The 14,312-nt window shown below is 66.8% G+C and carries 9 protein-coding genes; 7 read left to right on the top strand and 2 right to left on the bottom strand.

The features are described from left to right. Window positions 1-93: 93 nt before the first annotated feature. From katG to WHH00_RS01455, 7 genes are all read left to right on the top strand, one after another. On the top strand, window positions 94-2,388 hold the full coding sequence (gene katG, locus WHH00_RS01485) for a catalase/peroxidase HPI (RefSeq protein ID WP_406635901.1): 2,295 nt from the start codon (window positions 94-96) through the stop codon (window positions 2,386-2,388). A gap of 545 nt (window positions 2,389-2,933) precedes the next feature. After that, window positions 2,934-6,464, top strand: coding sequence for a glycogen/starch synthase (locus WHH00_RS01480; protein WP_406635899.1), 3,531 nt, complete (start codon window positions 2,934-2,936; stop codon window positions 6,462-6,464). After that, window positions 6,461-7,468, top strand: coding sequence for a phosphotransferase (locus WHH00_RS01475; protein ID WP_406635897.1), 1,008 nt, complete (start codon window positions 6,461-6,463; stop codon window positions 7,466-7,468). The genes WHH00_RS01480 and WHH00_RS01475 overlap by 4 nt, the downstream gene beginning before the upstream one ends. Then, window positions 7,465-9,402 (top strand): ABC transporter ATP-binding protein, encoded by a 1,938-nt coding sequence (locus tag WHH00_RS01470; protein ID WP_406635895.1) that lies wholly within the window; start codon window positions 7,465-7,467, stop codon window positions 9,400-9,402. The genes WHH00_RS01475 and WHH00_RS01470 overlap by 4 nt, the downstream gene beginning before the upstream one ends. Next, window positions 9,399-10,592: a phosphotransferase gene (locus WHH00_RS01465; RefSeq protein ID WP_406635893.1), complete on the top strand. Its 1,194-nt coding sequence runs from the start codon at window positions 9,399-9,401 to the stop codon at window positions 10,590-10,592. The genes WHH00_RS01470 and WHH00_RS01465 overlap by 4 nt, the downstream gene beginning before the upstream one ends. A 158-nt stretch (window positions 10,593-10,750) precedes the next feature. Then, window positions 10,751-11,620 (top strand): phosphotransferase family protein, encoded by an 870-nt coding sequence (locus WHH00_RS01460; RefSeq protein WP_406635891.1) that lies wholly within the window; start codon window positions 10,751-10,753, stop codon window positions 11,618-11,620. Next, window positions 11,617-12,615 carry a phosphotransferase enzyme family protein gene (locus WHH00_RS01455; protein ID WP_406635889.1) on the top strand — a complete coding sequence of 333 codons (999 nt, stop codon included), beginning with the start codon at window positions 11,617-11,619 and terminating at the stop codon, window positions 12,613-12,615. Before WHH00_RS01460 ends, WHH00_RS01455 begins: the two co-directional genes overlap by 4 nt. 34 nt (window positions 12,616-12,649) lie before the next feature. Here WHH00_RS01455 and WHH00_RS01450 read toward each other — a convergent pair whose 3' ends face one another. Together WHH00_RS01450 and WHH00_RS01445 are read right to left on the bottom strand one after the other, a co-directional pair. After that, the gene (locus WHH00_RS01450) at window positions 12,650-13,741 is read right to left on the bottom strand and encodes an SDR family oxidoreductase (RefSeq protein WP_406635887.1); all 1,092 of its coding nucleotides are present in this window, start codon (window positions 13,739-13,741) and stop codon (window positions 12,650-12,652) included. 163 nt (window positions 13,742-13,904) lie between these two features. Continuing rightward, window positions 13,905-14,279, bottom strand: a complete 375-nt coding sequence (locus WHH00_RS01445) for a hypothetical protein (RefSeq protein ID WP_406635885.1) — start codon at window positions 14,277-14,279, stop codon at window positions 13,905-13,907. Window positions 14,280-14,312 lie beyond the last annotated feature (33 nt).

Raw genomic sequence — 14,312 nt, 5'->3', positions numbered from 1 at the left:
CCCTCCCCCATGCGCTCCGTCCATGTTCAAATGGGAAGGTTGAACCGGCCGCCCGAGTCCGCTCCACGGCCTCGGCCCGATGGAAGGAAGCACATGACCGATCGCCCGGAACACCCTCCAATCCCCACGCCCGGAAGCGCCCAAGGCCTGGACAGCAAGGTCGAGGGCGGATGCCCGGTGGACCACGGCAGCGTGACCTCGCACGGCAGCGAGAGCGAAAACCCGGCCATCGATTCGCCCCAGCCCAAGGGGCACCGGCCGCGGACCGTCGCGGACTGGTGGCCCAACCAGCTGGAACTCTCCGTGCTCCACGCCAACCACCCCAAAGGCAACCCGCTCGGCCCGGACTTCAGCTACCGGGAAGAGTTTCAGAAGCTCGACGTCGAGGCACTGAAGCAGGACATCACCGAGGTCCTCACCACTTCCCAGGACTGGTGGCCGGCGGACTTCGGCCATTATGGCGGCCTGATGATCCGCTTGAGCTGGCACGCCGCCGGCACCTACCGCGTCCACGACGGGCGCGGCGGCGCCGGCGACGGCAGCCAGCGGTTCGCGCCGCTCAACAGCTGGCCGGACAACGCCAACCTGGACAAGGCCCGGCGCCTGCTGTGGCCTGTCAAGCAGAAGTACGGCCAGAAGCTTTCCTGGGCCGACCTGCTGGTCCTCGCCGGCAACGTCGCCCTCGAATCCATGGGCTTCAAAACCTTTGGTTTCGCTTTTGGCCGTGAGGACGTGTGGGAGCCTGAAGAGATCTTCTGGGGCCCTGAGGACACCTGGCTGGGCGACGAACGCTACATCGGCGAAGGCCAGATGTCGGAGGAAGTCGGTTCAACGGAAATGGGGCTGATCTACGTCAACCCCGAGGGACCCATGGGCAACCCGGATCCCAAGCTCGCAGCAGCGTTCATCCGCGAGACGTTCAAGCGGATGGCCATGAACGATGAAGAGACGTTTGCGCTGATCGCTGGCGGACACACCTTCGGCAAGACCCACGGCGCAGGCGACGCCGATGCGCACGTCGGCCCAGAGCCGGAAGGCGCCGACCTTGAAGCCCAGGGCCTCGGCTGGCTGAGCACCTACGGCAGCGGCAAGGGCGGGGACACGATCACCTCCGGCCTCGAGGTCACCTGGACGGACAAGCCCACCCAGTGGAGCAACCGCTTCCTGGAGATCCTGTTCGAGTACGAGTGGGAGCTGGTCAAGAGCCCCGCCGGCGCCCATCAGTGGGTGGCCAAGGACGCTCCGGAGATCATCCCGGACGCGCACGACCCCAACAAAAAGCACCGGCCCACCATGCTGACCACCGACCTGTCACTGCGCTTCGACCCTGTCTATGAGGAAATCGGGCAGCGCTTCCTGAAGAACCCGGACGAGTTCCAGCTCGCCTTCGCCAAGGCCTGGTACAAACTACTGCACCGCGACATGGGACCTGTTGGCCCGCACATGCTCGGGCCGTGGGTCCCGGAAGCCCAGCTATGGCAGGACCCCGTTCCCGCCGTCGACCACGAACTGATCGGCGAGCAGGACATCGCGTCCCTGAAGGCCCGACTCCTGGACTCGGGGCTGTCCGTCTCGCAGCTTGCCGGCACGGCGTGGGCCGCTGCCTCCACCTTCCGCAAGACCGACCGGCGCGGCGGCGCCAACGGCGCGCGGATCAGGCTGGAGCCCCAGCGCGGCTGGGAGGTCAACGAGCCTGAGCAGCTTTCGACGGCGTTGCAGGCCATCGAGCGCGTGCAGCAGGAGTTCAACTCCACCCAGGCCGGGGGCAAGAAGGTCTCGCTGGCGGACCTGATCGTCCTCGGCGGCTGCGCCGCGGTGGAGAAGGCGGCGGGCGACGCCGGCTTCCCCGTCACCGTGCCGTTCCGTCCGGGACGCACCGATGCCGCGCAGGAACAGACCGACGTCGAGCAGTTCCAGTACCTGAAGCCGCGGGCGGACGGGTTCCGCAACTACGTGCGCCCCGGCGAGAAGCTCCAGCCGGAGACCCTCCTGCTGGACAAGGCTTACCTGCTGGACCTGTCCGCGCCCGAGATGACGGCGCTGGTGGGTGGCATGCGCGCCCTTGGCACCAATGTGGGCGGCTCCAAACACGGCGTCCTCACCAACCAGCCGGGGGTCCTGACGAATGACTTCTTCGTCAACCTGCTCTCCCCCGGCACCAAGTGGAAGGCGTCCGAGAACGAGGAGAACGTCTACGAGATCACGGACGTCGCTACCGGCGAGCTGAAGTGGACCGCCACCCCGGTGGACTTGGTGTTCGGCTCCAACTCCCAGCTCCGGGCACTGTCCGAGGTCTACGCGAGCGGGGACGGCACGGAGAAGTTCGTCAACGACTTCGTGGCGGCCTGGGTGAAGGTCATGGAACTGGACCGCTTCGATTTGAAGTGATGCACGTGAACTGAACCCCTTTACTGATACAGGCGTCCGGGCCGGTTGCGTTTGCAGCCGGCCCGGACTGCTCTCATGCCGTGGCAAGTAGGGTGATTGCCCGGCATAAAGGGGGTTATTGCCCTGCACGAGGGGATACTGCCCGTTGAAGAGGGGTGGTTTCCCGCATTATTGGGGGGTTGGTGCCCGTAGAGGACACGGAGTTCCCTATGCCAGAATGGGCGTGGTTTCGCTTGTCCGCGATGATTCGTAGAAGGGCAAGTCGTGTCCGGCTGCGTGACTCAACTCTTACGCGGCCGCTTCCGTCCCCGCCGATGCCGGGGGCGTGCCGGATTGAGGGTGGCAACTCGGCGTTCTCCTACATCCGTGGCACCCCGTGAGCCTGAAGAAGGCGTCTCAGTAGTCGGAACTGGCGGTGGAGCCGTTCCGATCAATGATGGGCACGGAGATCATGACCGGGTTCCACCGCCTAAACCCTGACATCGGTTCGACGACGAACTGCACTGGAATAGCCGGGGTGATCCTGCACCCAGGATGCGAGCGCGATGTCTACTGATCCGCCTGTCCCCCTAAACGGGGCCACGGACGGGGTCCTCCGCAAGGTGGAACCGCCGGAGGTCGCTCTCACTGCCCCGGCCCCTCCGCTGCGGCGGGTGCTGTTCGCCAGCGCCGAGGCCTACCCGTTCATGAAGGTGGGCGGACTGGCTGATGTCAGCAGTGCCCTGCCGAAACGACTATCCGAGCTGGGCTTTGACGTCCGTCTGGTGATCCCGGCCTACAGGGGCCTCGCAGGCAGCCCGGTGCTGACGATCGATGTGCCGCTCGGTCCGATCGCCGAGCAGATCACTGTTCGCCGTCTCCCGTCCTTGGGCGCCGTGAAGGTCCTCGCGCTTGACGCTCCGGGGTGGTTCGACCGGAAGTTGCCGTACAGCTACCAGGACGGCGATGTCATGCCGTTTGTGCTGTTCTCCAAGGCAGTTACCGCATTGGCCGCCCAGGAGGAGTGGCGTCCGGACATCATTCACTGCAACGACTGGCATTGCGGGCTCGTGGCGCAGGAAGCCCGGCAGGGACCGCACAGCCAGGCATTAGCGAGAACCGGGATCGTCTTCACCATCCACAACATCACCTATCAGGGGCCGGTGGGCGCGGCAACCGACCAGCTGATAGGACTGCCGCCGCGCGGAAGCATGCTCGAACGAGGCATCACTTTTGCAGACCGGATAAACACCGTCAGTCCCCGCTACATGGAGGAGATCCTGACCCCAGCCCAGGGAGCGGGCATGGACGGGCTGCTGCGTGCCCGCAGGGAAGACGCCCGCGGCATCCTTAATGGCGTCGACTACGACGAGTTCAGCCCCGGGCGGGACACGTGGATCGACACCCGCTACAACGGCGACTTCATCGCAGGCAAGGGCGCGAACAAGAAGGTCTTGCAGAACCTGAGCAACCTGGAGCCCGCCCCAGTCCGGCCGGTCTTCGGCATGGTCGCCCGGCTGGTGTCCCAGAAGGGGGTTGGCCTGCTGACGTCCGCTTTGGAGCAGTTCGTCAGCCGGGGAACCCAGGTGGTGGTGCTGGGTGAGGGGGCAGCCCGGTACCGGCGCCAGCTGCAGTCGGCCACGCGGCGTTACCCCGGAAGCGTGAGCTACCATCCCACGTCGAGTGAGTCACTGGCACGGCAGGTCTATGCCGGCAGTGACTTCTTCCTTGCGCCGTCCGTTTTCGAGCCGTGTGGGCTGACGCCGCTGATCGCCATGAGATACGGGACCATCCCCATCGTGCGCCACACCGGCGGCCTCGCCGACACCGTGACGGATTACGCCGAGGATCCGGCAGAAGGCCTGGGGTTCGTCTTCGTGCAACGCCGGGTCGCGTCCATGCTGTCGGCGGTGGACAACGCACTGGCAGTCTTCTCGCGGGCGCCTGAATGGAACCGCCTGCGGAGCCGGGCAATGACGGCAGACTTCTCCTGGGGGGAGCCTGCACGTGAATATGTGGTTTTGTACCAGGAGGCTCTGCACTCACGCAGCACCGTGGAGGTCAGCCGGAGAACCGAACAGACCAGCCAGCCGGGACACCGGTCGAGGCCGGGCCCGGCTCCGCTTCCCTTGGCGCTCGTCCATCATGCCAATCAGTTCCTGATCACAGACGGCTACCAGGACCGGGAGGGCCTGACCTCACTCATCGGGGGGTACAGTGCGCTGCTGGGGCTGCACGAGAAGTACCGCGTCCCGCTCAACCTCCACTTGTCCGGGACGCTGATCGAGGCCGCAGCCTGGCAGCACCCCTGGTTCCTTGCGGAAGTCCGCCGGCTCCGCGACGTCGGCCTGGTCTCACTCACGGGCGGGACGTACTCCGAAAACATCCTCACCGCCTTCGACAGGGAATTCAACCGGCGGCAACTGCAGGAGTTGTTTTGGCTCTACCGGCGCCATCTCGGGTGCGCCCCGACCGATCTGGAGATCTGCTGGGTCCCTGAACGCGTATGGGACACGGAGCGCCTTGCCAAGGTCCTGACCGACCCGCGGCTGCCAAATGGCGGATATCGTTACGTCCTGCTCGATGACCGGCTGTTGTATCCCTCCGATGGTGGAGCCGGAGTCAGCGACAGGCTTGAATTTGACGGGGCTGACCCGGCCAGCCCTCCTCCTTCGGATGCCCTCCGCCCCTACCGCATCAAGGGCGGCAAGGGCCTGCAGGTTGTGCCGATGTCCACCCGACTGCGCTACTGGATCCCTCCGGAAAACAGGAGCCACTGGCGTAGCCTGTCCCGGGCGGCCGAGCTTCCAACGGCTCCCGGTGACGACAGCATCCTGGTCTACGCGGACGACATGGAAAAGAGCGCGGGAGTGGGGCCCTGGCACCCCAGTGCCCTCGGCCGGTATGAGGAGTTCCTGCGCTGGCTGGCCACCCAGCCCAAGCTTTTACCTGTGGACCTCTTATCGTGGCTTCACCAGCGCCGCAGGAACCCCGGTGTCCGGGTTGTGGAACGCGGAACCTTCGTGGAACTGGCCAAGGACTGGCACGCGGGAGAAGACTACAGCGGCTGGGGCAACGACGAAGCGTGGGCCCCTTACCAGGAGCACCTCGCCCGCGCCCGCCGTGTTGTGGCAGACGCCGAGCGGGCGGACGCAGAACCGCGGCTGACGGCGCTCGCCTGGAAGCATGTGCTTGCTTCCGGGTATGAGACGGCATGGCACGACACTGACCAGCCCGACCGGCGGCCGGCCGCCTGGGCCAAGGCTGTGGCGAGCCACGGGCGAGCCGCCTTCGTGCTGGCCGCAGCCGCCGTCTGGTTCGGCCGGCAGGCCCGCCCGCTGGAGGCCGAAATGGTTGACATTGACGACGACGGCATCGACGAGCTGGTGATGCGAAGCGAGCACCTGTTCGCGGTGCTCGCTCCGGATCACGGCGGCCGGCTGGTCTACCTGGCGTACCGGGGAGCACATGGAGGCGTTTTGGTAATCGGCAACCCTACCGACGACTGGAACCGCCAGGAGGGGCTGAACGGCTATATGGACGTCCCGGCTAACCACCCCGGTGCCCTTGCCGATGGCGGAGGCCTGCACGACCGATATGAAGCCAGCATCCACTGGTTGGACGGAGTAATCGTTTCGGAGCTGAGGAACGTGCAGGAGGACAGCCCTCTCTTCGGGTTGTGCAAAAGGGTGGTCCTTGATGACACTGCCGCCGCCTTGCTGGTGGCCTACGACCTGCCCCCGGGCGCGGACGGGGTCACCGTTCATACGTGCCTGTCGCCGGACTACTACCGTTTGCTCCGCCACGGCATGGCAGACCTGCACCGCATGGGAGGGGCCAGTTGGCAGGGTGCCTCCAGCCGGGCAACACAAGTATGGATAGCACTGGCCGACGACGAAGACAGCGCCTGGTGCGGCCCGGAGGCACAGGTACAGGGGCACGGCGTCCTCATCAGCCTGCGTGCGCACGCAAGGTCCTTCCACCTGCTCATCGGCCTCGGCGAGGTCGATGGGGAGCTCGCCCAAAGGACAGTAAAGTCGGCCCGGGAACGGCTCGTCACCCTGGCTGCACGCGAGCTGACAGGAGACGGGGCGTGAGTGCACCAAACCCTGACCCTGATGCACGGGCGCAGAGGCACGCGATTGCCGAGGCGCTGCTCGCTTCGCCGCCACCACTTGATGCCCTGCCTCCGGCACGGGTGCAGGTGCTCACACGCTCGGTTGTGCACGCTTCCCGCAGCCGGCCCGTTGTCCGGTGGACCGTGGCCCTTGACTCCGGGTCCGGCACCACCACCCTGCTGGCAGTGATCGGCAAGGGCTACCGCGCCGGCGGCGGCGAGCAGGCATGGCGGCTGCTCAGGAGCCTGCGCCTGGCTGGCTTCGATGACCCAGAGCTGAGCGTCCCTGCACCATACGGGTATGACCCGTCCCGCCAGCTTCTCGCGCAGGAGGAGGCGCCGGGAACCACGCTGCATTCGCTCCTGGACGGCGAGCCAGGAGCCGCGGCACCCGAAGCCGGCCGGGCAGGGCGCTGGCTGGCCCGCCTGCACCATGCCAGGGGCGTTCAGGCGCCCGATCTGGCGGCAGACTTTGAGCAGCTCAAACTGGCCCAGTATGCCGAGGCGCTGGCCGGGGTCCTGCCCCAGGCCGCTGCCAGGATTGCCGAGCTCACCGCGGCCACCATCGGGGAGCTGGCCAGGACCGACGGGGCCCGCGTGCTCACGCACGGCGACTTCCAACCCAAGAACATCCACTTGGACCGGTCCCGTCTTGTGGTTATTGACTTCGACCGGGCCGCATGGGCCCCTGCCGGGCGGGACCTCGGCCATTTCATCGGCCAGACCCTGACCATGGGCGCCTCCCGGCACGGAAACCTGACAGCCGCCGTGCCATGGGTGGACAGGTTCCTGGAAGAATACTCGGCTGCCGGCGGCGATGAAGGCGGAGTCCGATCCGTCCCGGCCTATGTTGCCCGCACCTTCGCCGAGGTCCTTTTCTACCGCCTCGTGGTCCGCCCGGTCCCGGACTCCTCGTTCGTCCCTGACTGGCTGGACGCCTGGGAACGGGCCGTCAGCTCCGCCGCGGGAGGGAGGTACCGGTGAGGCGGACCGGCAGGCGCCAGGCTCCCGCCGCTGCCGCGGCGGCGCACCCGCCCGGCTCTTCCATTCCGGTCATGCAGGCCCGCATGATCCTGCGCATCTTCGGACCGTTCCTGCGCCCGCAATGGCCAGGCTGCCTGCTGGCCGCGCTGCTCGCCGTCGCCGGGACCGGCATCGCGCTGCTCAAGCCGTGGCCGCTGAAGTATCTCTTCGACGAAGTGCTGCTGCCCAGCGGAAACCCCACCAGCCAGGACATCCAGTACATCCTGGTCCTGGTCGTCGTGGCACTGGCCGCCATCACCGTCCTGGACTCCCTGGTCGGCGCAGCCCGGAGCTACATCCTGACCGTGGTGGGCGAACGCGTCGCGGCATCAATCCGCACCAGGCTCTATGACCACCTGCAGCGGCTGCCGCTTGCTTACCACGAAGGCACACCCACAGGTGAACTGACCACCCGCCTGACAGGGGACGTCGACAAGGTGCGGGCGCTGCTTACCGTGACATTCGTTGACGCCTCAACGCACGTGCTCACACTGGCCGGCATGGCAGGGGTGATGCTGATCCTGGACTGGCAACTCAGCCTGGCACTGCTGCTGGTGCTGCCACTGTTGCTGCTCACGGTGTCCGGCTTTCGGGCCCGCATCCGCACAGTGGAGCAAAGCGCGCGCGACAGCGAGGGCGACCTGGCGGCGGTTGCCCAGGAGTCACTGGTGGCGATCAAGCTGGTCAAGGCCACAGGACGGGAAGAGGACGAGTCCAAGCGCTTCCGCCGCCACTCCGACGCCTCAGTCGCTGCCGTGCTGCGCTCGGCGCGCACCAGCGCCGCGTTTGGCGCCGCCGTCGACGCTGTTGTGGCCGTTGCCACCACAGGCCTGATCTGGCTTGGAGCCCAGCGTGTGCTGCAAGGGGCGCTTACACCGGGGGACCTGATCATCTTCACCTCGTACCTGCGTGATTTCTTCGGCCCAACACGGGCGTTGTCCAAACTGCCCGCCCAGCTGACTCGCGCCGGGGTGCGCGCGGCGCGCATCGCGGACACCCTCCGGCGCAGCCCTGACATCCAGGACAAGCCCGGTGCCCGTCCCGCCGGCCCACCCCGGAAGCAGTTGAGCCTGGACGGGGTTGGATTTGCCTACACCCAGGACCGCCCTGTCCTGCGGGACGTGGACCTCACCGTCCCTGTGGGCAGCACCCTGGCAGTCGTCGGACCCACCGGGGCCGGGAAGTCCACAATCGCGGCCCTTATGTGCCGGCTGCAGGACCCCACCAGCGGCCGGGTCCTTCTGGACGGCACGGACCTGCGCGACCTGACTGGCGCGAGCCTGCACGCCCAGGTGGGGCTGGTTACCCAGGACGCCGTACTGTTCCGGGCATCCGTACGGGAGAACATTGCGTACGGCCGGCCGGATGCCTCGCTGGAAGAGGTCCAGGACGCAGCCCGCGCGGCACAGGCCCACGCCTTCGTGCAGGCGCTGCCCCGCGGTTACGACACCGTGCTGGCTGAGCGCGGGGCAACGCTGTCCGGGGGCCAGAAACAACGGTTGGCGCTGGCGCGCGGTTTGCTGCAGGGCTGCCCGGTCCTGGTGCTCGACGAACCGACCACGGGCCTGGACGCCCAGTCCGAGCACGCGCTGCTGGAGGCCCTCCGGCAGGTGGCGTCCGGGCGGACCACAGTGATAATCACCCATCGCATGGCGGCGGCCATGGCAGCGGACCAGATCGTTGTCCTTGATGCGGGCCGGGTAGTGGAACGCGGCACACACCACCGGCTCATCGCCGGCGGGGGCCTCTACGCCGAGATGTGCCGTTTGCAGGGCATCACCGGCTTGCCTCCCACGTGGAACGGCACCACCCACGGCAATGGGCACCATCCCTCACGGCAGTCCAAACTCGACGCTGACCAGTCCGCCACCCACCCGAGAGGAAGCCGACAATGACTGAGTCCAGTTTCCAGCCGGACCCCACCGCCCTGACGGTTGGCGTCGCCGACGGCGGGGTCCTTTCGGGTGTCACGGATCCCTCAACCGACCCGGCAGAGCACGTGCTGCTGCAGAGTTCCGTGGCCCGCCGGGGCGGCCGGCTGCCGGCCACCACGGTCGATGAGGCCGTGCTGTTCCCACTGCTGCAGGACGCCTACAGCTTCGGCCGCTGGCACTCCTGGCGCCGGACCGACAAGGGCTCATCGAACATCAGCTGGTTTGTCCAAACCGATGCCGGCGAGATGGTACTGCGCCGCTCACACAACCTGAAGACCGTGGCAGGGGCCCGGTTCGAGTTCGCCCTCATTGAGCACCTGCGCGGGCACGGTTATCCTGCCCCGCCCATCCAGCGGACGCAGGACGGCGCCATTTATGCCGAGGTCCAAGGCGTCCTGCACATGGTGATGGGCCTGCTTCCCGGATGCGCCTATGATCCCGGCGACCCGTCCCAGCTGGAGTTGGCCGCCAGGGGACTGGGCCGCTACCACTCCATTGTCTCGGAGCTGACGCCGGCCGAAGAGCCGAATCGGTCATCAGGCCTGGCAGCGCTGGGACAGCTCGGGCAGGAAAACCTCTACGCCGCAGTCAACGTCGTCATGCCGCTGCTGTCCCCGCATGCGGCAGCGCAACTGACCGAAGACGCCCGGTATCTGGGCGAACGGATGGAGCAATTGAATGTCGGGCTCGGCCAGCGGCAGAAGGAACTGCGCCAGCTGGTGATTCATGGCTCCTACGGCCAGTCGGCTGTGCTGGTGGACGGGCACCAGCTGACCGGGGTGCTGGACTTCGACCGAGCGGCCCACGATCTTCTGGCCCTGGACCTGGCCTATGCGTTGAGGTCTTTCTGCCGGGAAGTCCCGATCCGCCCCAGCGGCCCCTCCGTCAACGCCGTGCTTGGCCGGGCTTTTCTCCGCCACTACCGCAGCCAGGCCCCCTTGGCGGACGCGGACCTGGCGGCCCTGCCGGAGGCCTTCCAGGCCCAGCGGCTGATTGTGGTCGCCAAAAAATGCCAGAACCTGCTGACCAAGCAAGCGATAACACCCCGGCAGTCCAAGGACGCCCTCGGTTTTTCGCTGCTGCTGAACCGCGAGTGCGCGCGAGTGCGCTGGATTACCCATAACCCCTTCCCAGCAACGGAGGACGCATGAACCGCACCCAAATCCGGTCCCAGCACCGTCATGTCAAGGAACAGCAGGTCACTCGTGTCGAACGGGTCTGTGCACCGGAATTCCTCAACCGTTACGTCCGCCCACACGTGAGTCCTGCGGGTGCAAGGGCCTCGGACGGAGGCACGTGGACAACACACGTGATTCAGCTGGACGGATCGGGGGCCGCCACCGTGAAGATCAACCTCGACGGCGGTCCCCCTGTTTTCGCCAAGCTGTTCCCCTTCGAGGATGGCCCTGCCGTGCACGCCAAATTGCAGGCCCTGCGCAATGCTGGGCTGGGGGCAGGCTCCCCGTTTCAGGCTGTTGAGCCGCTGGCGTGGTACGGGGACGAAAAAGTCCTGCTGTGCCGGGAAGCCCCGGGCCACGCACTGTCGGAAGTGTTCGACGACGGCACTGAACTTAGCGAGGGCTGCGTGCGGGCCGGATCATGGCTGGCCCGCCTGCATAAGGTGGATCTCCGAATCGGGGCCCCGCACTCCCTTCTGGTGACAGGGGAACTGACCAGCCTGGCAAAACGCCTTGTTAAAGCGGTGGCTGACCAGCCTGGCTACGCCGAGGTGGCGTTGGGCATGCTCGAACGGTTGGACGAACTCACCCATGACACCGTGGACGGCGTTGTTGCCCAGAGCCACGGGCAGTACCGGCCAATCCACGTCTTCCTTGCCGGGGAAACCGTTACGGTGATCGACCTCGACCGCAGTGCCCCCGCGGACCCCGCCCGGGATGTGGCCGAGTTCCTCCACCGGTTGCGCCAAGGCGTTTACTCAGCCACTGGCGACATTTCCCGGGCCGACCAGCCGTGCAACGCTTTCCTCGGTGCGTACCGGGAGGCAGCCGGCGCCGAGCGCCTGCGGAACCTGCGGTTTCACTGGGCACGGTATGCATTCCACAGCCTCAACCGCGAGGTGAAAGGCGGGGACGCCGACTGGCGGGACGGCGGAAACGATGTATTCCGGCACTACCGGGAAGAGTTCTACAGGGTGGCAGAGGGACGGGCAGGCGCATGACGTCAACCATGGGCGTCCTGCTGGACCGTGCGGGGGTGGAGCTCCCGCTGTCCGAACTGGCAAATCTGTGGCCGTTGGGCGGCTGGAACTCAGTTGCCCCCGTGCCAGGCGGCAAAAATGAGCACCTGCGCGTTGCTGCCGGTGAAGGCGTCCACTACCTGCGCCGCTCGTACCGGTCCAAACCGCAGGCGGAACTCACCAGCCAGCTCCGCCTGATGCGGCTGCTGCGCGACCGGGGGTTCCCCGCACCGGAGGTGGTCTCCGCCAGCTCCGGCAGCAACCACGCCGAGCTGGACGGCCGGCTGTGGATCGCCACGCGGGGAGTTGAAGGGACACCGTTTAACGATGCATCGACGGCGCACGTCCGGGCCATGGGACGGACACTCGCAAGGTACCACCAGACAGTGGCCGACCTTCCGGCGGCAGTGACCGAACCCGCCGTCCTGGTTGAGTTGCGCACCCGGGCAAAGGACCACGGGGTGGATCCTGCCCTGAGAAACCGGACCGCGCACCTGGTGGCGCAATTATCCGAAGTCCTGCCGCACCTGCCCCGGGTGGTGGTCCACGGCGGGGCCCGGCGCGGCAGCCTGGTATTCAACGGCAGCGAGGTGGCGGGCGTCCTGGACTTCGACAGTGCGCACGCGGACGTGCGCGTCCTGGACCTTGCCGTCGCCGTCCACGACGTCGGCAAGGTCTACACCGGTCCAGGCGAAGCCGACAACAAGGTCGCCCTCGACCTGAGCCGGGTCGCTGAACTGCTGGCCGCCTACAACCGGGACTTGCAGCCGACGGAGGCGGAGATCGAGGCCCTGCCGCTGCTGCTGGAGGCCAAACGGTTGAAGCGCGGCCTGGGGCGGCTCAGCCGGTCACGGCACGGCGAAAGCCTCTCCGACAATGACTACATGAAGATCCGGCTGGAAGACCAGCGGATCGCTTGGCTGGACGAACACCGCACCGCGTTGGCAGCCATTGTCCGGAAGGCCCTGGCCGGATAAGGGCCGGCCGGGCACGGAGCACAGGCAAAACTGATCAGGGAATCAGGTTCTCAGCCTTATAACGGTCGAAGAGCGCAATGAAGGCGTCGAGTGTCCGCCGGTACCCGGTGAACCCCGCGTCCCGGCTCTTGCCCATGTCCGTCACCACTTCAATGCCGCGCCCCAGGTCGCCGTCCGTGTGCCACCAGGACGCCAGGCGGTTCAGATCCGGTTCGCTGAGGTTATGGCGAGCGGCGATGTCCCGCCACTGGCCCTCCCGGCCCGCCATCGACTGCTCGAGGGGGCGGGGCGCTCCCTCGTACCCCTCCCACTCCACACCGAAGTAGGCCGCGAGCTTCGGCCACATCCACCGCCAGCGGAACACATCGCCGTTGACGATGTTGAAGGCCTCGTTCGCGGCGGCGGGTGTGGTGGAGGCCCACAGCATGTGCTCGGCGAGCAGGCCCGCGTCCGTCATGTCTGTCAGTCCGTTCCACTGCGTTTCGGAGCCCGGGAAGACGAACGGCTCCCCGCTCTCGCGGCAAAGGGTGGCCTGGGCGGCGAGCGTGAGGCCCATGTTCATGGCGTTTCCGACGGCGTGCCCGATCACCGTGTGCGCGCGGTGCACGGACCAGGTGAACCCCTGCCCGGCCGCGGCGTCCCAGAGCTCGTCCTCCTGGGCGTAGTAGAAGTTCCGCACGGGCAGGCGCGGTTCCTCCTCGTGGAAGGGCGTGTCCGGCATTTCCCCGGCGGCGTACGCCTCGAAGGGCCCGAGGTAGTGCTTGAGGCCGGTCATCAGTGCAACGTGGGCCACGTCCTTCCCGCGAAGCGCAGCCAAGAGGTCCCGCATCATGCCGGCATTGACCGCAATATTTTCCTCCTCCGTGTCCCGCCGCGACCACGCCGTGAAGAAGACATGCGAGGGGTTCTCCGGACCGAGCACGGCGGCCAGCGATGCAGCCGAGGTCAGGTCTGCTGAAAGCCACCGGACCCCGGGCCGCTCTGCCCCGGGCTTCCGGGAGAGGGCGAGCACTGTCCACCCCTGGCCTGCCAGGGTGTCGACGAGGGCGGACCCAGCGATGCCGGTCGCCCCCACTACAAGAGCTGTCTTCCCGGTCCCTGCGGTTGTTCCTGCGCCAATAGTCATGGAGCTCCTCCTGGTTGTACTGAATTACGCCCTGGCGTCGGCAGGGCGTTAAAGCTCTGGGGCGCGCGCACCCTGTGCGCGGCGGCGGTATGAAGCCTGCATTGGCCCAATAGCGACAAGACCGCCCCTCAGCCAGATATTCCCCCGCCGTCGTCGAACGGTTCTATGGCCCGTCTGGAGGAGCGTAAATCTCCGCGGGAAGCTCCACCAGCATCGCCAACAGGGCAATCGGAATGAGTGCCAGCCCGGCAATGTGCTGAAGGAGGCCGTCCGGCAGTTGTACCGCCAGTCCGCCGACGACGACGGCAGGAAGCGCTGTGGAGACGATGACGCGCAAGGACCGGCGTTCCATGGCCGCCCACACTGACGCCGCCCCAAACGCCAGGGCTCCGAGCAAAACCATTCGGTGCCCTTCAAAGTAGGTGGGCGAACGGCCAATGAAACTGAAACTGTCAGCAAGACCGCATGCCATGAGGGCCGCCGCCAGCAGGACCAGCAGGGCCCACAACCCGACCTTCCAGCGGATGAAGCTCTTCATGGAATGAGCTAACCACACGGTTCACGGGTTGGA

The organism is Pseudarthrobacter quantipunctorum, from assembly GCF_045291495.1.
Lineage (GTDB): Bacteria > Actinomycetota > Actinomycetes > Actinomycetales > Micrococcaceae > Arthrobacter > Arthrobacter quantipunctorum.
The sequence above is the reverse complement of the archived record's forward strand: the minus strand, read 5'-3'. Positions and strand labels throughout refer to the sequence as shown.